Origin of the sequence: Nocardioides sp. QY071, assembly GCF_029961765.1 — a bacterium.
In the GTDB taxonomy this organism is placed as follows: Bacteria; Actinomycetota; Actinomycetes; order Propionibacteriales; family Nocardioidaceae; genus Nocardioides.
Map to the genome: position 1 here is coordinate 640,344 of NZ_CP124681.1, position 25,603 is coordinate 665,946.

Genomic DNA, 25,603 nt, shown 5'->3' on the forward strand with positions numbered 1-25,603 from the left:
ACGAAGCGCTAGGTTCCCTGCATGCGCGTGCACGCCTTCACCGACGACGCCCTCGCCGACCTCGACGCGGTCGGCCTCGCCGAGCACCTCGCCGCCGGGAAGGTCTCCGCGGCGGAGGCCACAGAGGCCGCGATCGCCCGGATCGAGGCGGTCAACCCGGAGCTCAACGCGATGGCGTACGCCGCCTTCGACCGCGCCCGCAGCGACGCCCGGGACCCGCGCCCGGGCTTCCTGTCCGGCGTGCCGACGCTGGTGAAGGACAACGTCGACGTCGCCGGCATGCCGACCCGGTCGGGCACCGACGCGTGGGAGCCGCGGCCGGCCAGGCGCAACGGCGACTTCGCCGACATGTTCCTCGCGACCGGGCTGGTGCCGCTCGGCAAGAGCCAGCTCTCGGAGTACGGCTTCAGCGCCTCCGCGGAGCACCCGCGCCTGGGTGCCGTCCGCAGCCCCTGGGACACCGAGCGGACCGCCGGTGCCTCCAGCTCCGGCTCCGCGGCGCTGGTGGCCGCGGGTGCCGTACCCATCGCGCACGCCAACGACGGCGGCGGGTCCATCCGGATCCCCGCCGCGGTCAACGGCCTGGTCGGGCTCAAGCCCACCCGCGGCCGGCTGGCGCAGGACAAGATGTTCCGCGACATGCCGATCCGGATCATCTCCGACGGCGTCGTGACCCGCTCCGTGCGCGACACGGCCGTGTTCTACCGCGAGGCAGAGCGCCACTACCGCAACCTGCACCTGCCGCCGATCGGCGACCTGACCCGGCCGATCAAGCGCCGACTGCGGGTCGCGCTCAACACCAGCGGCGTGGGCCGCAGCGCCGACGCCGAGACCCGGGCGCTGACCGAGCAGACCGCGAGCCTGCTCGAGGACCTGGGCCACACGGTGACCGAGACCGACGCCCCGGTCGCCCCGAGCTTCGTCGACGACTTCCTGCTCTACTGGGCGCTGCTCGCGCAGGTCATGCTCACGACGGGGCGCGCGTTCCACGGCCGCACCTGGGACGCGTCGAAGCACGACAACCTCACCCTCGGCCTGGCCCGGCACGCCCGACGCAACCTGCACAAGGTGCCCGGTGCGATCACCCGGCTCAAGCGCGCCAACGCGCAGGCCGAGCTCTACTACGACAAGTACGACGTCGCGCTCACCCCCACCCTCGCCACCGCGACGCCGAAGGTCGGTCACCTCGACCCGACCCAGGACTACGCGACGATCATCGACCGGCTGCTCGACTGGGTGGCCTTCACCCCGTGGCAGAACGTCACCGGAGCGCCGGCGATCTCGCTGCCCCTTGCGACCACCGCCGCGGGGCTCCCGCAGGGCATGATGCTGGGGGCCGCCCCGGGCCAGGAGGCGGTGCTCATCGAGCTCGCCTACGAGCTCGAGCAGGCCTCTCCGTTCGCCCGGATCCAGGGCTGATCCAGGTCGGCAACACCGAAATGCGGCGCCGATTTCTGACCGTACGGGAGCGCGTGTATCGTTCTCCGTCGTTGCCCCTTTAGCTCAGTCGGCAGAGCGTCTCCATGGTAAGGAGAAGGTCTACGGTTCGATTCCGTAAAGGGGCTCTGAGATGGGGCGCCGCCCGCGGGAGACGCGGAAGGCGCCCTCCTCACGTGGCGGGATAGCTCAGACGGTTAGAGCGCACGACTCATAATCGTGAGGTCACGGGTTCGATCCCCGTTCCCGCTACCGAGTACCCCGGCACCACCACCAGCAACTGAAGGACTTCCTGTGGCCAGCAAGAGCAGCGACGTTCGCCCCAAGATCACGCTCGCGTGCGTGGACTGCAAGGAGCGCAACTACATCACCAAGAAGAACCGGCGCAACGACCCCGACCGCATCGAGCTGTCGAAGTTCTGCCCGCGGTGCCGCAAGCACACCGCGCACCGCGAGACCCGCTGACGCTGCGCCGTCGACCGCCCGCCGTCCCCCCAGGGGACCGCGGGCTGTTGTCGTTTTCCGGCCAGTAGTGTTGAGCCATGCCGATCGACGCTGACCTGGTCGGGCGGGCCTTCCCGCCGACCGCGCCCGTGGAGGTGACCGCGGACTCCGTGGCCGCCTTCGCCACCTCCGTCGGTGGTCGGGCCGACGGACCGGTCCCGCCGACGTACCCCATCGTGGTCACCTTCGCCGCCCTCCAGGACTTCCTGGCGGCCGAGCAGATCGAGCTGTCGCGGATCGTCCACGGTGACCAGCGCTTCCGCTACGCGCGCCCGGTCGTCGTCGGCGACGAGCTGACCGCCACCCTCACCGTCACCGGGGTCCGCTCCATCGGCGGCAACGACATCATCGCCACGTCGAGCGACATCACCGACGCGACCGGCGCCGTGGTCGCCACCGCCACCGCCACCCTCGTCCACCGCGGAGGTGCCGCATGAGTGACCTGACCCCCGGTGCCCCGCTCGAGCCGCTCACCTACGAGATCACCCGCGCCGACCTCGTCGCGTACGCCGGCGCGAGCGGCGACCACAACCCGATCCACCAGGACGAGGAGATCGCCCTCGCGGTCGGCCTTCCCGGCGTGATCGCCCACGGCATGTACACCCTCGCCCTGGTCGGCCGCGCGGTCGCGAACTGGACCGACGAGGCCGAGGTAATCGAGCTCGGCGCGAAGTTCGTCGCTCCGGTCGTCGTACCTGCTGAGGGGGCGGCGCGGGTCACCGTCGCCGGCACCGTCGGCGAGCGCACCGACGCCGGACTGACCCTCGCCCTGGAGATCACCGCCGACGGCACCAAGGTGCTGGGCGCACCCAAGGTCCTGGTCCGTGCCTGATCCCGCTCTCGCGGACCTCACCACCCTCCGCCTCGGCGGACCCGCGCGCCGCTACGTCGCCGCGTCCGACGCCGAGTCGCTGGTCGCCGCGGTCACCGAGGCCGACCTGGCCGGCGAGCCGGTGCTCCTCGTGGGTGGTGGCAGCAACCTCGTCGTCGCCGACGAGGGCTTCGCCGGGACCGTCGTCCACCTGACCGGTGGCGGCGTCCGGGTCGAGGAGTCCGCCCAGGGCGTGTCCGTGACCGTCGCCGCCGGCGAACCGTGGGACGCCTTCGTCGCGCGCGCCGTGGCCGAGGGTTGGGTCGGCATCGAGGCGCTGTCCGGCATCCCCGGTACGACGGGGGCCACCCCCGTCCAGAACGTCGGCGCCTACGGTCAGGAGGTCTCCCGCACGATCACCTCGGTCACCGTGTGGGACCGGGTGCTGCGCGGGTCGCGGACCTTCTCCGGCGAGGAGTGCCGCTTCTCCTACCGCCACTCCCGCTTCAAGGCCGACCCCGGCCGCCACCTCGTGCTCGACGTGACCTTCGGCTTCGACCGCGGCGAGCTGTCCGCGCCGGTCGCGTACGCCGAGCTGGCCCGCACGCTCGGCGTCAAGGTGGGGGAGCGGGCCCCGCTCGCCGCCGTCCGCGACGCCGTGCTGGGGCTGCGCCGCGGCAAGGGGATGGTCCTCGACGCCGCCGACCACGACACGTGGAGCGCCGGCTCGTTCTTCACCAACCCGTTCGTCGACCCCGAGCGGGTCCCCGGCGGCGCGCCGTCGTACCCCCAGCCGGACGGCAGCGTGAAGACCAGCGCCGCCTGGCTGATCGAGCACGCCGGCTTCGGCAAGGGGTTCGGCCTCGACCGCGACGGAGCCCGGGTCTCCCTGTCGACCAAGCACACGCTCGCCCTCACCAACCGGGGCGGCGCCACCACCGCGGAACTGCTCGACCTCGCGCGCGAGGTGCGTGCCGGCGTCCGTGAGCGGTACGGGATCGAGCTCGTCAACGAGCCGGTACTGGTCGGCTGCTCGCTCTGACGTCGCGCCCGGGTGAAGGCCCGGGCGACAAAACTGCCAAACCATCCACGAGAGCGGGACTTTGGTCCTAGCCTGCGAACTACGAGGCGGTGCTCCCCCCGTGCCGTCGTGTTTTCGAGGAGTGTCTCGGATGAAGAATGTCTCTGCTCGGCGCGTGGTCGCCGGCATCTCGCTCGGCGCGCTGGCGGGCCTCGGTCTCGTCAGCGTCCCCTCTGCCGCCCACGCGAAGGTCGAGGAGCCGCAGATCGGCGGCCAGTACAGCATCTACTCGTACAACTGCGAAGGCGAGGGCGAGGGCGACTGGAACGACCAGGACATCGCCTCGTGGGCCGACGACAACGTCCCGGTGTCGAAGTCCACGTCGGCTTCGGGGACCTTCACCGCCGGTGAGGGCGACTCCGTCGCCGCGAAGACGTCGACGAACGCCTCGATCACCGCCTCCCCGCTCGGCAGCGGCCCGGCGACCATCACCGGCACGGCCACCGCGACCGCCTCCGCCCTGCCGTCCGGGGCGGAGACCGAGTGCGAGGTCACCACGCAGGCACTCGCGATGGCCACCGGCGTCTTCACGCTCACCCAGCCGACCTGGATCACCGTGAGCGCCACTGGTCAGGGCCAGCACCAGGGGCAGTCCGTCGGCACCAGCATCGTCGGCATCGGCAGCGTCGACTCCTTCTTCGGCTCGTGGGAGGGCCTGTTCGGCGGCTTCGGCGGCGACGGTCTCTCGGTGTCGGCGGGCGACCGCGGCACCGCGACCTCGAGCACGCTGCTCCCGGCCGGCGACTACGGCGTGCTCTTCGGCTCCCTCGCCTTCGCCGGGACCGACAGCGACCTGCCCGTGCGGAAGGTCCCGGGCCTGCAGCCCGCCGCGACCGACGCGGTCGGCGGCAGCGCAACGTCCACCGGCAGCTTCAAGATCGAGTTCTCCAAGCCCGGCACGGCCACCCCGGCCACCGGGAAGGGCGCGTCCAAGGTCCAGTTCGGTGAGCGCGACTGCGCCACCGGCAACATCGCGGTCAACCTCAGCAAGAAGACCGTGAAGAAGGCCAAGCGCGTGGCGGTCCGCATCAACGGCGCCAAGGGCCCGGTCCTCAAGGGCAAGAAGCTCAAGGGCAAGCACCCGAAGGCCAAGACGATCACGGTCCCGACCTCTCTCACCGGCACGGTCAAGGTGAAGGTCAAGATCACGCTCGCCAACGGCCGGCGGGTGCAGGCGACGAGGTCGTACCTCCCCTGCAAGTGAGCGGGTGATTCGCCGGGCGACATCCGGCGTTCCAGCGGGCCCGGTCGAGACCGACCGGGCCCGCTTCCGCCCACGCCGCCCTCGACTGGGGCCAGGTCGGCGACGGCCCGCAGCCGTGGAGCGGCGCCGCGACCGGCGCCAAGCTCAAGGGTAGGAAGCTCAAGCCCCGCACGCTCGTCGTACCCGCCGCCCGCGGCGCCGCCGTCGAGGTCACCGTCCAGGTCAAGCTCGAGAACGGCAAGAAGGCCACGATCAAGCGGTCGTACCAGGCCTGCTCCTCACCTGCTCATGTTCACCAGCACCCTCGGATCCGAGGGTGCCGATGAAAGTAAAGAAAGCGCGAATGGTCCGTCGCCGGCTCGCGCAGATCACTAGCGTCCCGAGATGACTCCCTGACGACGCCGACCGAGGCGCCGTCGAACCCCTCTCGAGGAGCTATTGATGAAGCGACTTCTCGTCCGACGCAGCGCCGTCGGACTCGCCCTGGGCGCGCTGGCGGCCGCGGGCATGGCCAGCATCCCGGCGCCCGCACATGCGGTGATCGCCGACCCGACCGTCGGCGCCAGCGTGAACTCCTACTCGGAGTACTACGACGACGACGTCGACCACTGGGTCAACTGTGACGAGACCGGCGTGGTGGACGTCGACGACTCAGTCGTGTGGAGCGACAACGGCGTTCCCGTCAGTCGCAGCGTGAGCGCCGCAGGCACCTACACTGACCCGAACAACGCGGCGGACAAGGTCAACGTGAGCGCAAGCGGCTCTGCGACCGTGTCGTCCACCCCATTCACGGGCGGAACGGCTCCCACGACCATCACCGGCTCGGCGCAGGCGACGGCGTCGGCGATCTCGCAGGGCGCTTCGACGAAGTGTGACACCAACGTCAACAGCGAGGCCGGCGCTTCCGGTGGACTCGTGTTGACCCAGCCGATGTGGGTGACGCTGACCGTCAACGGCGATGGCAGTGGCTACGGCGGCGTCTCCTTCGGCGGCTCGGACGGCGGAGCACAGATCGCCGCGGGCAAGCGAGGCTCGGCCAGTGCCAGCGCGCTGATCCCCGCGGGCGAGGCCTACTTCTACTTCTCCGCGTCGGCGAGCGCGGAGGCCGACGGTGCCGACGAGGGTTCGCGGTCGTACGCTGCGACCTTCAAGATCGAGCTGCAGCCGCTCGGCTCGGCCACCGTGCTCACCGGGAAGGGCAAGGGCTACGCCCAGTTCGCAGCCCGTGACTGCGCGACCGGCAACGTGACTGCAGCCATCACGAAGAAGGCCAAGAAGAAGGCCAAGCAGGTCCTGATCAACGTCAACGGTGCCAAGGTGGCGAAGCTCAAGGGCAAGAAGCTGAAGAAGCGCACCCTCGTTCTTCCGGCTGCGCCGTCCTCTGCCGCCGAGGTGGTCGCGACGATCACCCTGAAGAACGGCAAGAAGGTCACGGTCACCAGGTCCTACCTGGCCTGCTCCTGATCCTCGCCTGAGACGTCTGCGGGCCCGGCCATCGGCCGGGCCCGCAGTGCGTCCAGGTCAGCGCTCCGACTCCCCGGCGAGCCACGCGTCGATGCCGGCCAGCCCTGCGTCCGCGACGTCCTTCGGCGCCCGGCTGGCGCGGAACGACATCCGCGCGAGCTCGGCGAGCCGCTCGTCGTCGAGGTCGTGCGCGGCACGCATCGTGGCGTACTGCCCCGCGAGGCGCGAGCCGAACAGCAGCGGGTCGTCGGCGCCGAGGGCGATCGTGGCGCCAGCGTCCAGCAAGGTGGGCAGCGGGACCGAGGTCAGGTCGCTGTAGACGCCGAGGGCCACGTTGGACACCGGGCAGACCTCGAGGGCCACGCCGGCGTCGACGATGCGGGCCAGCAGGGCGGGGTCCTCGGCCGCGCGTACGCCGTGCCCGAGGCGGCCCGCATGCAGGTCGTCGAGGCACACCCGGATGTGCTCGGGCCCGCGCAGCTCGCCGCCGTGGGGCGCGAGCAGCAGGCCGGCGCGCTCGGCGATGGCGAAGGCGGCCGCGAAGTCGGAGGTACGGCCGCGGCGCTCGTCGTTGGAGAGCCCGAAGCCGACGACGCCGCGGTCGACGTACTGGCTCGCGAGGCGGGCCAGGGTGCGGGCGTCGAGCGGGTGGCGGGTCCGGTTGGCGGCGATGACCACCGCGATCCCGAGGCCGGTGCGGGCCGACGCGTCGTGCACGGCGTCGAGCACCAGGTCAGTGAAGGCGGTGATGCCGCCGAAGCGGGCGGCGTACCCGCTCGGGTCGACCTGGATCTCCAGCCACCGGCCGCCGTCGGCCACGTCGTCCTCGGCGGCCTCGAGCACGAGCCGGCGTACGTCGGCCTCGGTGCGCAGCACGGACCGCGCGACGTCGTAGAGCCGCTGGAAGCGGAACCAGCCCTTCTCGTCGGCCGCGGTCAGCTGCGGCGGCCACTCCTCGACGAGCGCGTCGGGCAGGTGGATCCGGTCGCGGGCGGCCAGCTCCAGGAGGGTCGCGTGGCGCATCGAGCCGGTGAAGTGCAGGTGGAGGTGCGCCTTGGGCAACGCCTTGAGATCCCGCACGCGGACATCCTAGGAGGACGCCTGTCTGGGCCGTCCGGAGGGAAGACTTGAACACGTTCAAAACATGACCTAGAGTCCATCCCGTCAGGGTTTTGAACACGTTCAAGAAAGGGGTCCGCCATGAGCTGGACCATCGCCGGCTACGTCGGCTACCTCGTCATCACCGTCCCGCTGACCATCTGGGTCGCGAGCACGCTCTCGCGCAACGGCCGGGTGTTCCTGGCCGACGTCTTCGGTGGAGACGACGCCCTCGCCGACGCGGTCAACCGGCTGCTCGTCGTCGGCTTCTACCTGCTCAACCTGGGCTTCGTCTCCCTCTACCTGCGCAGCGGCGTCTCGAACAGCGCCGAGGACGTGTTCGACGTGCTGAGCGTCAAGGTCGGCGTGGTGCTGCTGACCCTCGGCGTGCTGCACTTCTTCAACGTCTACGTCTTCAACCGGCTGCGCCGCCGGCACCGCCTGGACCAGATGACGCCGATGCCCCCGACGACGCAGTACGGCGTCCCGGCGTACCCCATGTCCCCGCGCTGAGGTCTCTAGGGTGGGCATCGTGCCGGACTCCCCGCTGACGCCCAAGGCGGCCCAGACCCGCGCGACGATCCTCGCGACGGCGCTGCAGCTCTTCCGCGAGGACGGCTACGACCGCACCACGATGCGGGCCGTCGCCAAGGGCGCGGGCGTCTCGCTCGGCAGCGCGTACTACTACTTCGCCTCCAAGGAGCACCTCGTCCAAGCGTTCTACGACGAGCTCTTGGCCGAGCACGAGGCGGCCGTCGAGGCGGTGCTGGCGAAGGAGTCCGGCTTCGCGGGCCGGCTCCGGGGCAGCCTCGAGGCCTGGCTCGACATCGCGGAGCCGCACCACGCCTTCGCGGCGCAGTTCTTCCGCAACGCGGCCGACCCCGCCAGCCCGCTGTCCCCGTTCAGTCCCGAGTCCGCGCCGGCCCGCGACGGCAGCATCGCCCTGATGCGCCGCCTGCTGGCGGGCTCGGACGCGAAGGTGTCGCGCCGCCTCGAGGGTCGCCTGCCCGAGCTGCTCTGGCTGCTGCAGATGGGCGTCGTCCTGTTCTGGGTGTACGACGGCAGCCCGGGCCAGCAGCGCTCGCGGACGCTGGCCCGGGGCGTCGTACCGCTCGTCGACCGACTGGTCCGGATGAGCCGGCTGCCGGTGCTGCGCGGCGTCGTCGACGACGTCCTCGGACTGCTCGACGCGATCCGGGGCCCGGGCCCCGGTTAGGAACCGGTCCGTACTTTGGTCGGCACCCGGTGCATCTGTAGAGTGCTCCCCGGTGGATCTTTCCCCCATGCTCGGTCGCGCCCTTCGGCCGGACGGCGTGGGCGGGGAGAAGCCGCGGAGGGCACTAGCTCAACTGGCAGAGCATCGGTCTCCAAAACCGAAGGTTGGGGGTTCAAGTCCCTCGTGCCCTGCAAGACGTGACGACCAGCCGGCCGGACGGTCGGCTGCTGACAAGGAGAAGGTGAGCAGCGTGGCGGATGCTCCGGCAGTCCGTGGAGGCCGCAAGGACTCCTCGGGTGGCAAGCAGCCCGAGAACCGCACCGGGCCGGTGACCTTCTACCGCCAGGTCGTGGCCGAGCTCCGCAAGGTCGTCTGGCCGACGCGGGAGCAGCTCGGCACCTACTTCGTAGTCGTCATCGCCTTCGTCCTCGTGATGATCGCCCTCGTGTCGGTCCTCGATCTCGCGCTCGGAAAGCTCGCGTTCGAGATCTTCACCGGCGCCGACGACATCTGAGCGCCGGCGCGCACCCGCGTCGGCTGACCTGATTTTTCTCTCAACTGATGGAGCAGCACGTGTCCGAGCAGTACGACCCGGCCCAGGCTGACGAGGCGCTCGCCGAGGCGGCCCACGACGTCGCCGACGTCGAGGACGCGGAGGACACCGCCCTCGAGGAGACCGTCGAGGCCGACCTGGCCGACGACGCCGACGACGCCGACGAGGACGACGCCGACGACGCCGACGAGGACGAGCCCGCCGAGGAGCAGGCCGACGAGGACCCGCTCGAGGCGTTCCGTCGTGAGCTGTGGGCCAAGCCCGGTGACTGGTTCGTGGTGCACACCTACTCCGGCATGGAGAACCGGGTGAAGCAGAACCTCGAGAACCGGATCCACTCCCTCAACATGGAGGACTACATCCACGAGATCGTGGTCCCCACCGAGGAGGTCGCCGAGATCAAGAACGGCCAGCGCAAGATGGTCAAGCGCACCGTTCTCCCCGGCTACGTCCTGGTCCGGATGGACCTCACCGACGAGTCCTGGGCCGCTGTACGGCACACCCCGTCGGTCACCGGCTTCGTCGGTCACAGCCACCAGCCGGTGCCGCTGAGCATGGACGAGGTCGAGAAGATGCTCGCCCCGGCCGTGGTCACCGCTGCTGCCGCCGAGGCCGAGGCCGCCGCGGCCAGCACCCCCGGCTCCGCTGTGACGCCGGCCAAGAAGCCGATCGAGGTCGCCGACTTCGACGTCAACGACTCCGTCCTCATCGTCGACGGCGCGTTCGCCACGCTCCACGCGACGATCACCGAGATCAACGCCGAGGCCCAGCGGGTCAAGGCGCTCGTCGAGATCTTCGGCCGCGAGACCCCGGTCGAGCTCTCGTTCTCCCAGATCCAGCGGGTCTGAATTTCGCCGTCCCCGCCTCGGCGGGGAAGAATGTCTGGGTTGCCCGGTCGACGCGCCGGCAGCGCAGGTGGCAGAGACGTACGACGTGCGTCTCGTCATGACCACGAGAAGAAAGAGATAGAGGAATGCCTCCCAAGAAGAAGATCGCCGCACTGGTCAAGGTGCAGCTGCAGGCCGGTTCGGCCACCCCGGCTCCGCCGGTCGGTACCGCGCTCGGTCCGCACGGCGTCAACATCATGGACTTCTGCAAGGCGTACAACGCCCAGACCGAGTCCATGCGCGGCAACGTCATCCCCGTCGAGATCACCATCTACGAGGACCGGACGTTCGACTTCATCACGAAGACCCCGCCGGCCGCGGAGCTGATCAAGAAGGCCGCCGGCCTCCAGAAGGGCTCGGGCGTCCCGCACAAGGAGAAGGTCGGCAAGCTGACCAAGGACCAGGTGCGCGAGATCGCGACGACCAAGCTCCCCGACCTCAACGCCAACGACATCGACGCCGCGATGAAGATCGTGGAGGGCACTGCGCGCTCCATGGGCGTCACCGTCGACTGAAAGACCGTGGAAGGGCCGCGCTGGCCCGCTGACCACACCTCCTCTCCGACTTAAGGAATCACCATGCAGCGCAGCAAGACCTACCGCGCGGCTGCCGAGACGTTCGACAAGAACGAGCTCTACGCGCCGCTGGCCGCGATCAAGATCGCCAAGGCCGCCAGCAAGAAGAAGTTCGACGAGACCGTCGACGTCGTCATGCGCCTGGGTGTCGACCCGCGCAAGGCCGACCAGATGGTCCGCGGCACCGTCAACCTGCCCCACGGCACCGGCAAGACCGCTCGCGTCCTCGTGTTCGCGAACGGCGACAAGGCCGACGCCGCCCGCGAGGCCGGCGCCGACTTCGTCGGCAGCGACGACCTGATCGACAAGGTCGCCGGCGGCTGGACCGACTTCGACGCCGTGGTCGCCACCCCGGACCTGATGGGCAAGGTCGGCCGTCTCGGCCGCGTGCTCGGTCCCCGTGGCCTCATGCCGAACCCGAAGGTCGGCACCGTGACGCCGGACCCGGCCAAGGCCGTGACCGACATCAAGGGCGGCAAGATCGAGTTCCGCGTCGACCGCCACGCCAACCTCCACTTCATCGTGGGCAAGGCCTCGTTCTCCGAGCAGCAGCTCGCCGAGAACTACGCCGCCGCCCTCGACGAGGTGCTGCGGCTCAAGCCGGCCAGCTCCAAGGGCCGCTACCTGAAGAAGGTCACCGTCTCCACGACCATGGGCCCCGGCGTCCAGGTCGACCCCAACCGCGTCAAGAACGTCGCGGTCGAGGACGAGGCCTGATTCCTCTCTGAGACTCGGTGGTCGAGGAGGTCGCGCAGCGACCGTCTCGAGACCCGACGCCCGCCGCTCCCCTCGGGGGACGGCGGGCGTCGGCATTTCCGGTGCCGGCCTAGGGTGTGCGGCGTGAGGCGTGTTCTCGGGTCGCTCGCGTTCGCGGCCGTGCTGTCGGTCCTCTCCGCCTGCACCCTCGAGCCCGGGGCCGAGGCCGATCCGGTGCCCGGGACGACCCGCGCGCCGGTGCCGGAACCCTCCGCGACGACCGCCGCGCCGGGGCACGAGGAGCTCGCGCCTGGCTGGGACGAGAGCCCCGACGGGCCCACGCCGACGCCCGACGTCGAGCTCGACGACGCGGCGCTCACGGCACTGTTGCGCACCCTGGCCACGGCCGCCGGGCCGGACCACTGCACCGCCGACCGGGTTGCGGTCACCCTCGAGGGCTTCGACCAGGCGGCGGGCCACCGCTACAGCCGGCTCGTGGTGCGCAACAGCGGCCACGAGCCGTGCGTGGTCGAGGGCGTGCCCGGCGTCGGCGCCCGCGGTGCGTGGGGCACGACCTTCGTCAACGAGATCGGGCCGGGCGCCTCCGGCGCGCCGGCCGACCCGGTCCGGCTGGCGCCGGGGGAGCAGGCGACCAGCGACCTCGAGTGGACCGGTGACCTGGCCGGTGCCGAGTCCGAGCACGTGTCGCTGCTCGTCCTCCAGCTGGCGCGCGGTCAGGTACCGGTCGCGTTGCCCGCGCGTCTCGCCGGGGACGCCGCCGACGCTCCGCCGCTCGACATCGGGCCGCTGACGACCGTGCGGCTGACCCCGTTCAGGCGGTGAGCTTCTCCAGCGCGGCCAGCTCGACGCACACGGCCACCCCGGCCATCGCGGCCTCGACCTCGTCGAGGACGGGGAAGGTCGGCGCGAGGCGGATGTTGCGGTCTCGCGGGTCGTTGCCGTGGGGGAACGCCGAGCCGGCGGGCGTCAACGCGATGCCGGCTTCCTTGGCGAGCTGGACCACGCGGGTCGCCGTACCGTCGAGGACGTCGAGGTTCACGAAGTAGCCGCCCGTGGGGACGGTCCACTCGGCGATCCCCAGGCCGCCCAGCCGCGAGGACAGGGCGTCCTCGACCGCCGCGAACTTCGGCGCGATCAGGTCGCGGTGCTTGCGCATGTGGGCGCGCACGCCGTCGGCGTCGCCGAAGAACTCGACGTGGCGCAGGTGGTTGACCTTGTCGGGGCCGATGGCGGCGAAGCCGAGCCGCTCGAGGTACCACGCCTTGTTCTCGGGCGAGGCCGCGAGCGCGGCCACGCCCGCGCCGGCGAAGGTGATCTTCGAGGTCGAGGCGAACATGATCGGCCGGTTCGGGTGACCCGAGGCGGCGGCCAGCCCCAGCGCGTCGGCGCTCTTGGTCTCCTCGTCGGTGAGGTGGTGCACGGCGTACGCGTTGTCCCACAGGATCCGGAAGTCGGGCGCCGCGGTCGGCATCGCCATCAGCTCGGCGGCGACCTCGGCCGAGCAGACCGCCCCCGTCGGGTTGGCGTACGTCGGCACGATCCACATGCCCTTGACGGCCGGGTCGTCGACGAGGGCGCGCACGGCCTGCACGTCGGGGCCGTCGGCGTTCATCGGGACGCTCAGCATCTCGATGCCGAGCTCGGCCAGCATCGTGAAGTGACGGTCGTAGCCGGGCACCGGGCAGATGAACTTCACGACCGGCTCCTGCGACCACGGCCGCGGCGAGTCGGGGCCGCCCTTGAGCAGCAGCGCGGTGAGCACCTGGTACATCATCGTGAGGCTGGAGTTGCCACCGCACACGACGCTCGCGACGTCGACGCCCAGCAGGTCGGCGAAGATCTCGCGCATCTCCACCAGGCCCTCGAGCCCGCCGTAGTTGCGCACGTCCGCGCCCGAGCGGTCGCGGTACGACGACGGCAGGCCGAGCAGGTCGTTGGACAGGTCGAGCTGGTCGGCGCCGGGCTTGCCCCGGGTGAGGTCGAGCTTGAGACCCCGCGCCTTCAGCTCGTCGTAGGCGGCGCGCACCGTCGTCAGGCGCGCGGCGAGGTCGTCGGCGGACAGGGCGGACAGCGGCGTCGCGGAGGAGGTCACGGGACCATCGTGCCAAGTCCGCGCGCGACACGCGCGCCCGGTCCGCGACTCAAGCCCCGCGGTGCACGTCGGCCGGCGACCAGAACGCCCGCATGCTCGTGATCAGGCCGTCCTCGGAGAAGGTCATCACGTCGATCGGCTCGATCACCGACTGCTCCGCGCCGGCGCCCGACACGACCCGGAAGGTGAACGCCGCCTCGCTGCCGGCGACCCGGATCGCGAGCAGCTCGGTGCTGCGCTGCCGGGTGGTCAGCACCTCGTAGAACGCCGCGATCTCGTCGGTGCCCTTGCGAGCCGGCGAGCCCACCGGGTCCTCGAGGGTGGCGTCGGCGGCGTACAGGGCGGCGATCTGCGCGCCACTGGTCGCGTTCGCGACCAGGTCGAGGTAGCGGACGACGGTGGCGCGGATGTCTGCGGTCATGCCCGCATCGTCGGCCGAGCACGGTGGAGGACGGGCGGCCGGTCCCGATCGCCGGGACCACTCCCCGATTTGGCCGCGGGCGGGCTGCCGCCGTACCGTTGTCCACTGAAACCTTTAGACCGCCGGTCGTCCGGGCTCCGAGCCCTGACCGAAGGTTCCGCCGAGAGGCGGACGGCCTGCGCAGGGGATCAGAGCAACACCGAGCGCGTCACGCGCGAGGTCCACGCCCTGAGCGCCTGCGCTCGGGGCGTCCGTCATTTGGCGGAGACTTCGCAGCGGTCTTCCATCCGGAAGGAGACCCATGGCGCGGGCAGACAAGCAGGCCGCCGTCGCGGAGATCGCTGAGTCCTTCAGCGAGTCCGCAGGCGCTGTGCTGACCGAGTACCGCGGTCTCACCGTCAAGGAGCTGCAGGACCTTCGCCGCTCCCTCGGTGCGAACGCCAACTACGCCGTGGTCAAGAACACGCTGGCCAAGCTCGCCGCCAAGGAGGCGGGCATCGAGGGCTTCGACGAGCTCCTCACCGGTCCGACCGCGATCGCCTTCATCAAGGGCGACGTCGTCGAGGCCGCCAAGGGTCTGCGTGACTTTGCCAAGGCGAACCCCACCCTGGTCATCAAGGGTGGCGTTCTCGACGGCGCGCTCCTCGACGCGAAGGAGATCGCCAAGCTGGCCGATCTCGAGTCGCGCGAGGTGCTCCTGGGCAAGCTCGCGGGCGCCATGCTCGCTTCGCTCAGCCAGGCCGTCTACCTCCTCAACGCCCCGCTCGCCCAGGCTGCCCGGCTCGCCGGTGCCCTGGAGGCGAAGGCCCAGGAGGACCCCTCGATCCTCGCAGGTGGTGCCGGTACGCCGGTCGCCGCCGAGGAGGCTCCGGCCGCTGAGGCCGAGGCCCCCGCTGACGAGGCACCCGCCGAGGAGGCGGCTCCTGAGGAGCCCGCCGCCGAGGCCGCCTCTGACGAGGGCGACACCGCCGAGGCCTGAGGCCCCGGCGTCACCACCACCTGAAACCCGGCCGGCGCGCGACGTACGCACGCCGACCACCTGAGAAAGGAACCGCCACCATGGCGAAGCTCACCACCGACGAGCTCCTCGACGCGTTCAAGGAGATGACCCTCATCGAGCTCTCCGAGTTCGTGAAGCAGTTCGAGGAGACCTTCGGCGTCACCGCCGCTGCCCCCGTTGCCGTTGCCGCTGCCCCCGCCGCCGGCGGTGCCGCGGGCGGTGCCGAGGAGGCCGCCGCGCAGGACGAGTTCGACGTCATCCTCGAGGCCGCTGGTGACAAGAAGATCAACGTCATCAAGGAGGTCCGCGCGCTGACCTCCCTCGGCCTCAAGGAGGCCAAGGACCTCGTCGAGGGCGCCCCGAAGGCGATCCTGGAGAAGGTCAACAAGGAGGCCGCTGACAAGGCCAAGGAGGCCCTCGAGGGCGCCGGCGCCACCGTCACCCTCAAGTGACCCGTCCCTGAGACGACTCACTCCGGTCACGAGGCCGGCAGAGCAGCTGCTCTGCCGGCCTCGTGCCATTTCTCGTCCGTGCGGACCGCCCCGCTACCACTACTCGCGAGTTGGACGCTAGGTGCTACTCGCCAGTACCTTTCGGGTCTCGGTGTCCGGGTACGCGTGACGCATGCCACGGTTGCCGCGTAACGTGCGCCACGCGGTTGCGTTGTTCCTTCGCAGCCGGGGCCGGCGAGCGGACGTAGGGAGAGGGTTCAACATGGGCGTCGACGTACAGGTCACCAACCTGACGAAGCAGTTCGGGAAGCAGCTGATCTGGAAGGGTGTGACGCTGACCCTTCCGGCAGGCGAGATCTCCGTGATGCTGGGCCCGTCGGGCACTGGAAAGTCCGTCTTCCTCAAGGCCCTGATCGGCCTGATCAAGCCCGACGAGGGCTCGATCGTCATCGAGGGCACCGACATCGCCTCCTGCTCCGAGAAGGAGCTCTACGAGATCCGTAAGCTGTTCGGCGTGCTGTTCCAGGACGGCGCGATGTTCGGCTCGATGAACCTCTACGACAACGTCGCCTTCCCGCTGCGCGAGCACACCAAGAAGAGCGAGTCCCAGATCCGTGACATCGTCATGGAGAAGATGGACATGGTCGGTCTGCTCGGCGCGGAGATGAAGCTCCCGGGCGAGATCTCCGGCGGTATGCGCAAGCGTGCCGGCCTGGCCCGCGCGCTGGTCCTCGACCCCGAGATCCTGCTGATCGACGAGCCCGACTCCGGCCTGGACCCCGTGCGCACGTCGTTCATCAACCAGCTCTTCGTCGACCTCAACGCCCAGATCGACGCGACCTTCCTGATCGTCACGCACGACATCCACAGCGTCCGCGTGGTCCCCGACCAGATCGGCCTGCTCTACCACAAGCACCTGGCCATGTACGGCCCGCGCGAGATGCTCCTGTCCTCGGACGAGCCCGTCGTGCGCCAGTTCCTCAACGCGCAGACGATCGGGCCGATCGGCATGTCGGAGGAGAAGGACGCCGACCAGCTGGCAGCCGAGAAGGACATGGACCTGCCGCCGCTGCCGCCGATCCCGCTGCAGATGGAGCCCTCCAACGGCATCCCACGCCGTGCGCAGGCCGCGCCCGGCGCCTGGTGCCGGGCCAACGGCGTCACCCCGCCCCCCGGTTCGTTCACCCGCGAGGCCGAGCACGCGTCGGGCAGCCAGCAGCACTGAACGAGCAGCACACCCGGAGGAACGGCACACAAGGACAAGGAAAGGGGCGGTAGGTGTCGCTCACTGCTGCGCGCGTGGTCGCCCCGCTCGGGACCGCCGGCAAGCTGTTCGCCTTCGCGCTCGACGTGGGCCGCGGGCTGTTCCGTCGTCCGTTCCAGGGCCGGGAGTTCATCCAGCAGGCCTGGTTCATCGCGTCGGTCACGATCATCCCGACCGCCCTCGTCGCGATCCCGTTCGGTGCTGTCATCGCACTGCAGGTCGGTGGCCTGATCAAGCAGTTCGGCGCCCAGTCCTTCACCGGATCCGCCTCGGTCCTCGCGGTCATCCAGCAGGCCGGCCCGATCGCGACCGCACTGCTGATCGCGGGAGCCGGCGGCTCGGCCATCGCGGCCGACCTCGGCGCGCGCAAGATCCGCGAGGAGCTCGACGCCATGATGGTGCTGGGCATCGACCCGATCCAGCGCCTCGTGGTGCCTCGGGTGCTCGCCTGCATGCTCGTCGCCGTGTTCCTCAACGGCATGGTCAGCGTCGTCGGCGTCGCCGGCGGCTACGTCTTCAACGTCATCCTGCAGGACGGCACGCCCGGCGCCTACGTCTCGAGCTTCACCGCCCTGGCCCAGCTGCCCGACGTGTGGATCGGCATGATCAAGGCGCTGGTCTTCGGCCTCATCGCCGCGGTAGTGGCCGCCTACAAGGGCATGAACGCCGGCGGCGGACCGAAGGGCGTCGGTGACGCCGTCAACGAGTCCGTCGTCATCACCTTCCTGCTTCTGTTCGTCGTCAACTTCACCCTGAGCACGATCTACCTGCAGGTCGTGCCCCCGAAGACGGGTTAGGGGGCGGACATGGCGAGCATCAAGGCGATCTACGACAAGCCCATGAAGGGCCTGGACAACCTCGGTCACGAGCTGTCCTTCTACATCAAGGTGCTGCTGGCACTGCCGCGCTCGGTCAAGCGCTACCCGCGCGAGATCCTGCGGATCCTGGCCGAGGTCACCCTCGGGTCGGGCGCGCTGGCGGTCATCGGCGGCACCGTCGGCGTCATCATCGGCATGACCTTCTTCACCGGCGCCCAGGTCGGCCTGTCCGGCTACGCCGCGCTCAACCAGCTCGGCACGGCCGCGTTCGCCGGCTTCGTGTCCGCCTACTTCAACACCCGTGAGATCGCCCCCCTGGTCGCCGGCATCGCGCTCGCGGCCACGGTCGGCTGCGGCTTCACCGCCCAGCTCGGCGCCATGCGGATCTCGGAGGAGATCGACGCCGTCGAGGTGATGGCGATCCCCTCGATGCAGTTCCTCGTGACCACCCGCGTCGTCGGCGGCCTGATCGCGATCGTGCCGCTGTACGTCGTGGGCCTGCTGTCGTCGTACGTCGCCAGCAGGCTCGTGGTGACGAAGTTCTACGGCCAGTCGTCGGGCACCTACGACCACTACTTCAACCAGTTCCTGCCACCCGGCGACGTGCTGTGGTCCTTCGGCAAGGTGCTGGTGTTCGCGGTGGTCGTGATCCTGATCCACTGCTACCACGGCTACACCGCCTCGGGCGGGCCCGCGGGCGTGGGCGTCGCGGTCGGCAAGGCGGTGCGGACCAGCATCGTGGCGATCAACGTGATCGACCTGTTCCTGTCGATGGCCATCTGGGGCGCCTCGACCACCGTCAGGCTCGCGGGGTGATCGGCTGATGGACAAGATCCTCTCCGCCCACAAGGCGCTCGGCGTCATCTTCGTGGCGCTGCTGGTGCTCGGCGTGTGGCTCACCTACGCGACCTTCACCAAGAAGTTCACCGACTACGACGAGGTCACCCTCAAGACGTCGTCGATCGGCCTCCAGCTCCCCACGCGCGCGGACGTCAAGGTCCGTGGCGTGATCGTCGGCGAGGTGCTCGACGCCAGCTCCGGTGTGGACGGCGCGGAGCTCAAGCTCGGCATCTACCCCGACAAGATCGGCGTGATCCCGGCCAACGTGACCGGCTCGATCGTGCCGAAGACGCTGTTCGGCGAGAAGTACGTCTCGCTCGTCGTCCCCGACACCGGCCCCAGCGGCACGATGCGCGCCGGCGCGACCATCGACCGCACCGAGGTGTCGACCGAGCTCGAGGAGGTCCTCTCCGACCTCTACCCGCTGCTGCGGACCGTTCAGCCGGCCGACCTCAACGCGACGCTGACCGCGATCGCCACCGCGCTCGAGGGCCGGGGCGAGCTGCTCGGCAAGAACCTCGAGACCCTCGACGGCTACCTCAAGCGGCTCAACCCGCAGATCCCGGCCCTGCTCGAGGACCTCAAGCTGACCGCCGAGGTGTCCGACACGTACGCCGACATCCTTCCCCAGGTGGCCCAGATCCTCGACGACACCGTGAAGACCACCGGCACCATCGAGGAGCGCGAGGCGGCGCTGACCGCCACGCTGCGCGACATCCGCAGCTTCTCCGACACCGCGCGCTCCTTCCTCGACGCCAACGCCGAGCGCCTCAAGCGGGCCGGCGAGCTGAGCACGCAGGTTCTCACGGTCGTCGCCCGCTACGCGCCGACCATCCCCTGCATGTCGGCCGGCATCGTCAAGGCCCAGGGCCGCCTGGCCGAGGCGTTCCGTGGCTTCGAGCTCCACATCGTGCTCGAGACGCTGCAGGACCAGCCGCGCAAGTACACGCCGGCGGACCGGCCGATCTTCGGCGACGACCGCGGTCCCAACTGCCTGGGCCTGCCGGACATCCCGTGGAGCCAGGACAACCCGTTCCCGCCGCTGCCGCACCTCAACGACGGCATGAACGGCAACACCGGCAAGGGCAACCTGCGCCCGGCGCCGACCGGCTACACCGGCAGCCCCGACGACGTGACCGCCCTGCGCGGCGCGCTCGACCAGGAGTACGGCACCGACGCCGACCTCACCGTCCTGCTGACCGGTCCGCTCGTCGCGGGAGGCGCCCGATGAGCGTGCGCGGCCTCGACAAGAAGACCAGCGGCGACCTGATCCGCCTGGTCGTGTTCATGGTGACCACGGCGCTCGCGACGAGCGTCCTCATCATCACCATCGGCAACCTGTCCTTCGGCTCCACGAAGGAGTACGCCGCCGACTTCGTCGACGCCACCGGCGTCAACAAGGGCGACGACATCCGGATCGCGGGCGTCAAGGTCGGCACAGTGCAGAAGGTCGCGATCGTCGACGCCGACCGCGCCCGGGTCACCTTCACCGTCGACGCCGACACCAAGCTCGACGACGCGACGCACGCCACGGTCAAGTACCGCAACCTGATCGGGCAGCGCTACATCTCGCTGACCCAGGAGGGCGACGGCGGGGCGCAGCTCAAGGAGGATGCCGCGATCCCGGTCGACCGCACCAAGCCGGCGCTCGACCTGACCGTGCTGTTCAACGGCTTCAAGCCGCTCTTCCAGGCGCTCTCGCCCGACGACATCAACAAGCTGTCCTACGAGATCGTCCAGGTCTTCCAGGGCGAGGGCGGCACCGTCGAGGGCCTGCTGTCGAGCACCGCGTCGGTCACCCAGACCCTCGCGGACCGCGACAAGGTGATCGGCGAGCTGCTGAGCAACCTCGACTACGTCCTCGACCACGTGGCCGACCGCGACAAGCAGCTCACCAACCTGATCGACAGCTTCCGCAGCCTGGTCGGCGGCCTCAACGACGACCGCGAGGCGATCCTCGGCTCGCTCGACTCGATCTCGGACCTTTCGGTGCAGACCGCCGCGCTGGTCACCGACATCAAGGACCCGTTCGTCAAGGACATCAAGGAGCTGCGGAAGGTCGCCGGCACGCTCGACGACAACCGCCAGGAGATCGACCGCGCGCTCCAGGTACTGCCGATCAAGCTCACCAAGATCGGCCGCACGGCGACCTACGGCTCCTGGTTCAACTTCTACCTGTGCCACTTCAAGGCCACCATCAAGGTCCCCGGACTCAACAACCCGGTCAGCGCCACCTACGGCGCGACCGCCGACCGCTGCACGCTCGGATGAGGGGAGGACACTGATGAAGCCCTTCCGCGAGCGCAACCCCGTGGTGATCGGTGCCGTGAGCATCGCCGTGCTCCTGCTCGGCCTGGTCGCGGCCTTCCGGGCCAACGACCTCCCGCTGATCGGCGGCGGCGACACCTACTACGCCTCCTTCTCCGAGGCCGGTGGGCTCAAGCCGAAGGACGAGGTCCGCATCGCCGGTGTCCGCGTCGGCCAGGTGACCTCGATGGAGCTCGACGGCAACTCGGTCAAGGTCGCCTTCAAGATCAAGACCGACACGCCCTTCGGCGACGAGACCCGCGCCGACATCAAGGTCAAGACGATCCTCGGCTCGATGTTCCTGGCACTCGACCCGGCCGGTCAGGGCCAGCTGGCCGAGGGCTCGGTCATCCCGGTCGACCGCACCAGCTCGCCGTACGACGTCGTCGACGCGTTCTCCGGCCTCGCCGAGACCTCGGCCGACATCGACACCGACCAGCTCGCCGGCGCGCTGACCACGCTGGCCGACCTGACCCGCAACACGCCCGAGGAGTTCCGCTCGGCGCTCGACGGCCTCTCGGCGCTCGCCAAGACGGTGGCCTCGCGCGACGACGAGATCAACTCGCTGCTCAAGAACCTCAACCGGGTCTCCACGGTGCTCGACTCGCGCGACGAGGACATCGTGGCGCTGATGAAGGACGCCGACACGCTGTTCACCGCGCTGCTGCAGCGCAAGGAGCAGATCCACCGGCTGCTGGTGTCGACGAGCACGCTCAGCACCAAGTTGACCGGCCTGATCAAGGAGAGCCGCGCCGACCTCAAGCCCGCGCTCGACCACCTCGACTCGGTGCTGCAGGTCGTGAAGAAGAACGAGGACAACCTTGAGGACTCGATCCACCTGATGGCGCCGTTCTACCGCGTGTTCGCGAGCACGCTCGGCAACGGGCCGTGGTTCGACACCTACATCTTCAACCTGCCGCCGGTGCCCGGGACGGTGGGCCAGTGAACGGGCTGCGGCGCTGGCTGCCGCTCGCCGTCATCGGGGTCCTGGTCGTCACCGGCCTGGTCTGGATGCTCGGCAGCGGCAGCAACGACAAGACCGTGACGGCGTACTTCCCGCGGGCCGTGTCGGTCTACGAGGGCAGCGAGGTCCGGATCCTCGGCATCCCGGTCGGCCAGGTCCGCGAGGTGGTGCCCGAGGGCACCAAGGTCAAGGTCGTGATGGCCTACAAGTCCGACATCAAGGTGCCGGCCGACGCCGACGCCGTCATCGTGTCGCCCTCCGTGGTCGGCGACCGCTACATCCAGCTCTCGCCGGCCTTCGAGGACGGCGACAAGGTGATGGCCGACAACACGGTCATCGACGCGACCAAGACCGCGATCCCGCTGGAGCTCGACGAGATCTACGGCAGCATCGACAAGCTGACCGTCGCGCTCGGTCCCGAGGGCGCCAACAAGGACGGTGCGCTCAGCGACCTCCTCGAGCAGACCGCCAAGAACTTCGGCGGCCAGGGTGCCCAGTTCCACCAGACGATCGAGGACTTCGGGCGCCTGAGCGAGACGCTCGACAACAACAAGGACGACCTGTTCGAGTCGGCCAAGCAGCTCGAGTCCTTCCTCAAGACGCTCGCCGACAACGACACCACGGTGCGCGACTTCAGCAAGTCGCTCGGCGACGTCTCGACGCTGCTGGCCGACGAGCGCCAGGAGCTGACCACCGCCCTGTCCAACCTCGGTACGGCGCTCGACCAGGTCGCCCGGTTCGTCAAGCGCAACCGCGCGGTGCTGGGCCGCAACATCCGCGACGTCAACCGGGTCGCCAAGGTGCTGGTCCGCCAGCGCGGCGCCCTCGACGAGCTGCTGCAGGCCGGTCCGCTGGCGATCACGAACCTGTACCACACGTACAACCCCAAGGACGCCACGCTCGACACCAACGCCAACCTCGGCAACATCCTGCACGAGCTGACGTCCAACCCGTCGGCGGTGGTGTGCGCCCTGGTGTCGGGTGCCGACGCCAACGGCAACATCTGCGACCTGGTCGAGAAGCTGCTGCCGCGCAGCGCTCCGTTCGGCACCGGCTCCTGGTACGGCCAGGCGTACGATCCGACGCTCAACGGACTGGTGGAGGTGGACCGATGACCCGCCGCTCCGGCCTCCGCGCCCGCCTGCGGGCCGGTGTCGCGCTGCTCGCGGGCGCGCTGCTGCTCACCGGCTGCGACTTCGACGTCTACGAGCTGCCGCTACCCGGTGGCGCCGACACCGGCAAGGACCCGATCACGGTCAGCGTCCGCTTCGACGACGTCCTCGACCTGGTCCCGAAGTCGTCGGTCAAGGTCAACGACGTCGCGGTGGGCCAGGTGACCGAGGTCCGCCTCGACGGCTACCAGGCCGTGGTCACCCTCGAGCTGCGCAAGGACGTCGACCTTCCCGACAACCCCGTCGCCTCGATCCGCCAGACCAGCCTCCTGGGCGAGAAGTTCGTCTCCCTCGCGCCCCCGACCACGGGCGCGCAGGGTCGCCTCTCCGACGGCGACGTGATCAAGGACGGCGGACGCAACCCGGAGGTCGAGGAGGTGCTCGGCGCGCTCAGCCTGGTCCTCAACGGCGGCGGCATCGCCCAGCTCAAGACCATCTCGACCGAGCTCAACCTCGCCCTCGAGGGCCGGGAGGACTCCGCCAAGTCGGTGCTCACCCAGGTCTCGTCGCTGATGGGCCAGCTCGACCAGCGCAAGCAGGACATCGTCCGCGCCATCGAGTCGGTCAACCGGCTCGCGGTCACCGCCAAGCAGCACCAGGCGAGCATCGACCGGGCGTTGGACGAGCTGCCCAGCGCGCTCGAGTCGCTCGACCGGCAGCGCGCCGACCTGGTCAAGATGCTCGACGGCCTCACCCAGCTCAGCGACGTCGGCGTCCGGGTCATCAAGACCACGAAGACCGCCACCGTCGACACCCTCAAGATGCTCGACCCGGTGCTCTTCCAGATCTCCCAGGCCGGCGACGACTTCGCCAAGGGCTTCAGCACCTTCCTGACCTACCCGTTCATCGACGAGTCCGTCGGCCGTGACCCGCAGGTCGCCCGCAACCTCCACATGGGCGACTACGTCAACCTGTCGATCGACCTCGCGCTCGACGTCGGCAACCTGAAGCTGCCCGACCTCGCGTGCATCCCGATCAACGAGCTCCCGGACCTGCCGCTCGACGTCCTGATCGACCTGAAGACGCTGTGTGCCGGTGCCACGCAGACGTTGCAGAGCTGCCTGCAGACGCCGCCGAACCCGTCGGCCTGCCTTCAGCTGCCCGGTGCGCTGATCGACAACGTCTGCCAGGCCGTCAAGCTGCTCTGCCGCCAGGCCGCCGATGCCAAGACCGGTGCCACCGCCGGCAGCCCGGCCGCGGCCGGCGACCCGCTCGGCACCCTGCTCTCGAGCGTGCTCACCGGAGGTGGCCTCGGTCGAGCGGCCCCGGGCGGGCACAGCGAGGCCGACGACATGTGGCGCGACTTCGACACGACGTACGACGCCAGCCTGGTCGGCCTGTACGCCGCGCCCCTGGTCGCGAGCCGGCAGACCGAGCTGCAGCAGAAGGGGAGGCCGGCGAAGTGATCACCCGTCGTACCCGCATCCAGCTCATCGTCTTCGCGATCATCACGCTGCTGGGCGTCTCGTTCGTGGGCGCCCGCTATGCCAAGCTCGACCGGATGGTCGTCGACGGCGACTACACGGTCACCGCCCACTACCCGGTGTCCGGCGGCATCTTCACCGGCGCTGAGGTGACCTACCGCGGCGTCGGCATCGGCACGGTCGGCGACCTCGTGCTCACCGACGAGGGCGTCGACGTGAAGCTCGACATCGACAAGAAGTGGGACAAGATCCCCAGCGACACCCGCGCGCTGGTCGGCAACCGCTCCGCCGTCGGTGAGCAGTACGTCGAGCTGCAGCCGCAGAAGGACGGCGGGCCCTACCTGCGCGAGGGCTCCCAGATCACCGACGTCGCGACCCCGATCGCGACCGAGAAGCTCCTCGGCGACCTGTCCGCCACCGTCTCCAGCGTCGACCGCGAGGCCCTGAGCACCACGGTCCACGAGCTCGGCGAGGCGTTCGCCGGCACCGGCCCCGACCTCCAGCGGATCATCGACACCGGCAACTCGTTCATCGAGACCGCCGACGAGAACTTCGACCTGACCACCGCCCTGATCAAGGACAGCAACACCGTCCTGCAGGGCCAGGTGGCCTCCGAGTCGTCGCTGCGGACCTTCGCCCAGCAGCTCTCGCTGTTCAGCTCGGCGCTCGCCGACGCGGACCCCGCGCTGCGCAAGGTGATCGACTCCGGCTCGGTCGCCGCGACCCAGCTGCGGACCTTCCTGGAGCAGAACGGCGTCGAGCTCAGTGAGCTGCTCGCCAACCTGGTCGCCACCGGCGAGGTCGTCGTCCAGCACCTCGACGCGCTCAAGCAGATGCTGGTCGTCTACCCGTACGCCGTCGGCGCGGGCCAGGTCGTCGTGGGTCGCAAGTCCAAGCAGGACGGCGGCAGCGGCTTCTGGGACGCCCACTTCGGCCTGATCCTGTCGCCGACCAGCACCCCCTGCTACGCCGGCTACCTCAAGACCCGCCGCAACCCGGAGTCCGACCGCGGCAACGCCCCGATGCCCGACGACGTCGGCTGCACCGAGCCGATCACCAAGAGCAACCCGCGTGGACCGCAGAACCTGCCCCGGGTCGCCCCGGGCGTGCAGGGCTACGACGTGGGCGTGCGGGTGGACCCCACAACCGGTGAGCTGGAGTGGGGCGTGACGGCCCAGGACCAGGCGTGGTCCGACGCGCGCGGTAACGTGGCGCCGCCGTCGCTGGGGAAGGATTCGTGGAAGTGGCTCTACCTCCAACCGCTGCTCGACCCGTCCACCCGGTGAGCACGTCGAGGCGCAT

At 69.9% G+C, this 25,603-nt stretch carries 28 protein-coding genes and 3 tRNA genes; 28 read left to right on the forward strand and 3 right to left on the reverse strand.

Annotation, left to right across the window (positions count from 1 at the left end; all coding sequences use genetic code 11):
- Positions 1 to 21 precede the first annotated feature (21 nt).
- The 9 genes from QI633_RS02985 (at position 22) to QI633_RS03025 (ending at position 6,501) form a co-directional block, all read left to right on the forward strand.
- Positions 22 to 1,419: an amidase gene (locus QI633_RS02985; RefSeq protein ID WP_141800451.1), complete on the forward strand. Its 1,398-nt coding sequence runs from the start codon at positions 22 to 24 to the stop codon at positions 1,417 to 1,419.
- Positions 1,420 to 1,492: 73 nt separating this feature from the next.
- Positions 1,493 to 1,565 (forward strand) — tRNA-Thr (locus tag QI633_RS02990).
- A gap of 50 nt (positions 1,566 to 1,615) precedes the next feature.
- Positions 1,616 to 1,689: transfer RNA gene (locus tag QI633_RS02995), tRNA-Met, on the forward strand.
- Between the two features lie 42 nt (positions 1,690 to 1,731).
- The gene (gene rpmG / locus QI633_RS03000) at positions 1,732 to 1,902 is read left to right on the forward strand and encodes a 50S ribosomal protein L33 (protein ID WP_028654832.1); all 171 of its coding nucleotides are present in this window, start codon (positions 1,732 to 1,734) and stop codon (positions 1,900 to 1,902) included.
- 77 nt (positions 1,903 to 1,979) lie between these two features.
- A complete protein-coding gene (locus QI633_RS03005) occupies positions 1,980 to 2,378 on the forward strand; it encodes a MaoC family dehydratase N-terminal domain-containing protein (protein WP_282428031.1) in 399 nt (132 codons plus the stop codon).
- Entirely contained in the window at positions 2,375 to 2,773 is a 399-nt protein-coding gene (locus QI633_RS03010; RefSeq protein ID WP_141800449.1) for a MaoC/PaaZ C-terminal domain-containing protein, read from the forward strand. The genes QI633_RS03005 and QI633_RS03010 overlap by 4 nt, the downstream gene beginning before the upstream one ends.
- Positions 2,766 to 3,794, forward strand: a complete 1,029-nt coding sequence (locus tag QI633_RS03015; protein ID WP_282428032.1) for a UDP-N-acetylmuramate dehydrogenase — start codon at positions 2,766 to 2,768, stop codon at positions 3,792 to 3,794. Before QI633_RS03010 ends, QI633_RS03015 begins: the two co-directional genes overlap by 8 nt.
- A gap of 130 nt (positions 3,795 to 3,924) precedes the next feature.
- Positions 3,925 to 5,037 carry a hypothetical protein gene (locus QI633_RS03020; RefSeq protein ID WP_282428033.1) on the forward strand — a complete coding sequence of 371 codons (1,113 nt, stop codon included), beginning with the start codon at positions 3,925 to 3,927 and terminating at the stop codon, positions 5,035 to 5,037.
- A gap of 441 nt (positions 5,038 to 5,478) precedes the next feature.
- Entirely contained in the window at positions 5,479 to 6,501 is a 1,023-nt protein-coding gene (locus QI633_RS03025; RefSeq protein WP_282428034.1) for a hypothetical protein, read from the forward strand.
- Between the two features lie 57 nt (positions 6,502 to 6,558).
- Here the strand turns inward: QI633_RS03025 and QI633_RS03030 are convergent, their stop codons facing one another.
- Complete coding sequence (locus QI633_RS03030; protein WP_282428035.1) at positions 6,559 to 7,581, reverse strand: adenosine deaminase; 1,023 nt, start codon at positions 7,579 to 7,581, stop codon at positions 6,559 to 6,561.
- Between the two features lie 120 nt (positions 7,582 to 7,701).
- On the opposite strand from QI633_RS03030, the gene QI633_RS03035 reads away from it, so the two are divergent.
- The 8 genes from QI633_RS03035 to QI633_RS03070 all read left to right on the forward strand — a co-directional run bounded on the left by QI633_RS03035 (position 7,702) and on the right by QI633_RS03070 (position 12,369).
- Positions 7,702 to 8,112 (forward strand): hypothetical protein, encoded by a 411-nt coding sequence (locus QI633_RS03035; protein WP_282428036.1) that lies wholly within the window; start codon positions 7,702 to 7,704, stop codon positions 8,110 to 8,112.
- 19 nt (positions 8,113 to 8,131) lie between these two features.
- The gene (locus QI633_RS03040) at positions 8,132 to 8,815 is read left to right on the forward strand and encodes a TetR family transcriptional regulator (RefSeq protein ID WP_282428037.1); all 684 of its coding nucleotides are present in this window, start codon (positions 8,132 to 8,134) and stop codon (positions 8,813 to 8,815) included.
- 118 nt (positions 8,816 to 8,933) lie between these two features.
- A tRNA-Trp gene (locus tag QI633_RS03045) sits at positions 8,934 to 9,006 on the forward strand.
- Between the two features lie 59 nt (positions 9,007 to 9,065).
- Positions 9,066 to 9,329 carry a preprotein translocase subunit SecE gene (secE, locus tag QI633_RS03050; RefSeq protein ID WP_160158354.1) on the forward strand — a complete coding sequence of 88 codons (264 nt, stop codon included), beginning with the start codon at positions 9,066 to 9,068 and terminating at the stop codon, positions 9,327 to 9,329.
- Positions 9,330 to 9,376: 47 nt separating this feature from the next.
- A complete protein-coding gene (gene nusG / locus QI633_RS03055) occupies positions 9,377 to 10,216 on the forward strand; it encodes a transcription termination/antitermination protein NusG (RefSeq protein ID WP_282428038.1) in 840 nt (279 codons plus the stop codon).
- 125 nt (positions 10,217 to 10,341) lie between these two features.
- A complete protein-coding gene (rplK, locus tag QI633_RS03060) occupies positions 10,342 to 10,770 on the forward strand; it encodes a 50S ribosomal protein L11 (protein ID WP_141004427.1) in 429 nt (142 codons plus the stop codon).
- A 63-nt stretch (positions 10,771 to 10,833) separates the two neighbouring features.
- Positions 10,834 to 11,547 (forward strand): 50S ribosomal protein L1, encoded by a 714-nt coding sequence (gene rplA, locus QI633_RS03065; RefSeq protein WP_141800439.1) that lies wholly within the window; start codon positions 10,834 to 10,836, stop codon positions 11,545 to 11,547.
- 123 nt (positions 11,548 to 11,670) lie between these two features.
- Positions 11,671 to 12,369 carry a DUF4232 domain-containing protein gene (locus QI633_RS03070; protein WP_282428039.1) on the forward strand — a complete coding sequence of 233 codons (699 nt, stop codon included), beginning with the start codon at positions 11,671 to 11,673 and terminating at the stop codon, positions 12,367 to 12,369.
- Here QI633_RS03070 and QI633_RS03075 read toward each other — a convergent pair.
- Both QI633_RS03075 and QI633_RS03080 read right to left on the reverse strand, forming a co-directional pair.
- On the reverse strand, positions 12,359 to 13,639 hold the full coding sequence (locus tag QI633_RS03075) for an aminotransferase (RefSeq protein ID WP_141800437.1): 1,281 nt from the start codon (positions 13,637 to 13,639) through the stop codon (positions 12,359 to 12,361). The genes QI633_RS03070 and QI633_RS03075 overlap by 11 nt on opposite strands.
- A gap of 49 nt (positions 13,640 to 13,688) precedes the next feature.
- Complete coding sequence (locus tag QI633_RS03080; protein ID WP_141800436.1) at positions 13,689 to 14,060, reverse strand: nuclear transport factor 2 family protein; 372 nt, start codon at positions 14,058 to 14,060, stop codon at positions 13,689 to 13,691.
- 301 nt (positions 14,061 to 14,361) lie between these two features.
- Between QI633_RS03080 and rplJ the strand changes: the two genes are divergently transcribed.
- From rplJ to QI633_RS03135, 11 genes are all read left to right on the forward strand, one after another.
- Positions 14,362 to 15,039: a 50S ribosomal protein L10 gene (gene rplJ / locus QI633_RS03085; protein ID WP_141800435.1), complete on the forward strand. Its 678-nt coding sequence runs from the start codon at positions 14,362 to 14,364 to the stop codon at positions 15,037 to 15,039.
- Positions 15,040 to 15,119: 80 nt separating this feature from the next.
- The gene (rplL, locus tag QI633_RS03090) at positions 15,120 to 15,512 is read left to right on the forward strand and encodes a 50S ribosomal protein L7/L12 (RefSeq protein ID WP_038676935.1); all 393 of its coding nucleotides are present in this window, start codon (positions 15,120 to 15,122) and stop codon (positions 15,510 to 15,512) included.
- A gap of 262 nt (positions 15,513 to 15,774) precedes the next feature.
- Positions 15,775 to 16,737 (forward strand): ABC transporter ATP-binding protein, encoded by a 963-nt coding sequence (locus QI633_RS03095; protein ID WP_141800434.1) that lies wholly within the window; start codon positions 15,775 to 15,777, stop codon positions 16,735 to 16,737.
- A 53-nt stretch (positions 16,738 to 16,790) separates the two neighbouring features.
- Positions 16,791 to 17,573, forward strand: a complete 783-nt coding sequence (locus tag QI633_RS03100) for an ABC transporter permease (RefSeq protein WP_141800433.1) — start codon at positions 16,791 to 16,793, stop codon at positions 17,571 to 17,573.
- Between the two features lie 9 nt (positions 17,574 to 17,582).
- Positions 17,583 to 18,410 carry an ABC transporter permease gene (locus QI633_RS03105; RefSeq protein WP_141800432.1) on the forward strand — a complete coding sequence of 276 codons (828 nt, stop codon included), beginning with the start codon at positions 17,583 to 17,585 and terminating at the stop codon, positions 18,408 to 18,410.
- Between the two features lie 7 nt (positions 18,411 to 18,417).
- The gene (locus QI633_RS03110; RefSeq protein WP_141800431.1) at positions 18,418 to 19,665 is read left to right on the forward strand and encodes an MCE family protein; all 1,248 of its coding nucleotides are present in this window, start codon (positions 18,418 to 18,420) and stop codon (positions 19,663 to 19,665) included.
- Positions 19,662 to 20,705, forward strand: a complete 1,044-nt coding sequence (locus tag QI633_RS03115; protein ID WP_141800430.1) for an MlaD family protein — start codon at positions 19,662 to 19,664, stop codon at positions 20,703 to 20,705. The genes QI633_RS03110 and QI633_RS03115 overlap by 4 nt, the downstream gene beginning before the upstream one ends.
- Positions 20,706 to 20,718: 13 nt before the next feature.
- A complete protein-coding gene (locus QI633_RS03120) occupies positions 20,719 to 21,687 on the forward strand; it encodes an MCE family protein (protein ID WP_141800429.1) in 969 nt (322 codons plus the stop codon).
- Positions 21,684 to 22,820 carry an MCE family protein gene (locus QI633_RS03125; RefSeq protein ID WP_282428040.1) on the forward strand — a complete coding sequence of 379 codons (1,137 nt, stop codon included), beginning with the start codon at positions 21,684 to 21,686 and terminating at the stop codon, positions 22,818 to 22,820. The genes QI633_RS03120 and QI633_RS03125 overlap by 4 nt, the downstream gene beginning before the upstream one ends.
- Positions 22,817 to 24,283 carry an MCE family protein gene (locus QI633_RS03130; protein WP_141800428.1) on the forward strand — a complete coding sequence of 489 codons (1,467 nt, stop codon included), beginning with the start codon at positions 22,817 to 22,819 and terminating at the stop codon, positions 24,281 to 24,283. The genes QI633_RS03125 and QI633_RS03130 overlap by 4 nt, the downstream gene beginning before the upstream one ends.
- The gene (locus tag QI633_RS03135; protein ID WP_282428041.1) at positions 24,280 to 25,587 is read left to right on the forward strand and encodes an MlaD family protein; all 1,308 of its coding nucleotides are present in this window, start codon (positions 24,280 to 24,282) and stop codon (positions 25,585 to 25,587) included. The genes QI633_RS03130 and QI633_RS03135 overlap by 4 nt, the downstream gene beginning before the upstream one ends.
- Positions 25,588 to 25,603: the final 16 nt, after the last annotated feature.

Coding starts and splice junctions, on each gene's coding strand:
- QI633_RS03105 (WP_141800432.1), top strand. CDS start 17,583: ATGGCGAGCATCAAGGCGATCTACGACAAGCCCATGAAGGGCCTGGAC.
- QI633_RS03080 (WP_141800436.1), bottom strand. CDS start 14,060: ATGACCGCAGACATCCGCGCCACCGTCGTCCGCTACCTCGACCTGGTC.
- rplL (WP_038676935.1), top strand. CDS start 15,120: ATGGCGAAGCTCACCACCGACGAGCTCCTCGACGCGTTCAAGGAGATG.
- QI633_RS03095 (WP_141800434.1), top strand. CDS start 15,775: ATGGGCGTCGACGTACAGGTCACCAACCTGACGAAGCAGTTCGGGAAG.
- QI633_RS03120 (WP_141800429.1), top strand. CDS start 20,719: ATGAAGCCCTTCCGCGAGCGCAACCCCGTGGTGATCGGTGCCGTGAGC.
- QI633_RS03130 (WP_141800428.1), top strand. CDS start 22,817: ATGACCCGCCGCTCCGGCCTCCGCGCCCGCCTGCGGGCCGGTGTCGCG.
- rplJ (WP_141800435.1), top strand. CDS start 14,362: ATGGCGCGGGCAGACAAGCAGGCCGCCGTCGCGGAGATCGCTGAGTCC.
- nusG (WP_282428038.1), top strand. CDS start 9,377: ATGGAGCAGCACGTGTCCGAGCAGTACGACCCGGCCCAGGCTGACGAG.
- QI633_RS03005 (WP_282428031.1), top strand. CDS start 1,980: ATGCCGATCGACGCTGACCTGGTCGGGCGGGCCTTCCCGCCGACCGCG.
- QI633_RS03010 (WP_141800449.1), top strand. CDS start 2,375: ATGAGTGACCTGACCCCCGGTGCCCCGCTCGAGCCGCTCACCTACGAG.
- QI633_RS03115 (WP_141800430.1), top strand. CDS start 19,662: ATGAGCGTGCGCGGCCTCGACAAGAAGACCAGCGGCGACCTGATCCGC.
- QI633_RS03035 (WP_282428036.1), top strand. CDS start 7,702: ATGAGCTGGACCATCGCCGGCTACGTCGGCTACCTCGTCATCACCGTC.
- rplA (WP_141800439.1), top strand. CDS start 10,834: ATGCAGCGCAGCAAGACCTACCGCGCGGCTGCCGAGACGTTCGACAAG.
- rplK (WP_141004427.1), top strand. CDS start 10,342: ATGCCTCCCAAGAAGAAGATCGCCGCACTGGTCAAGGTGCAGCTGCAG.
- QI633_RS03110 (WP_141800431.1), top strand. CDS start 18,418: ATGGACAAGATCCTCTCCGCCCACAAGGCGCTCGGCGTCATCTTCGTG.
- QI633_RS03025 (WP_282428034.1), top strand. CDS start 5,479: ATGAAGCGACTTCTCGTCCGACGCAGCGCCGTCGGACTCGCCCTGGGC.
- QI633_RS03020 (WP_282428033.1), top strand. CDS start 3,925: ATGAAGAATGTCTCTGCTCGGCGCGTGGTCGCCGGCATCTCGCTCGGC.
- QI633_RS02985 (WP_141800451.1), top strand. CDS start 22: ATGCGCGTGCACGCCTTCACCGACGACGCCCTCGCCGACCTCGACGCG.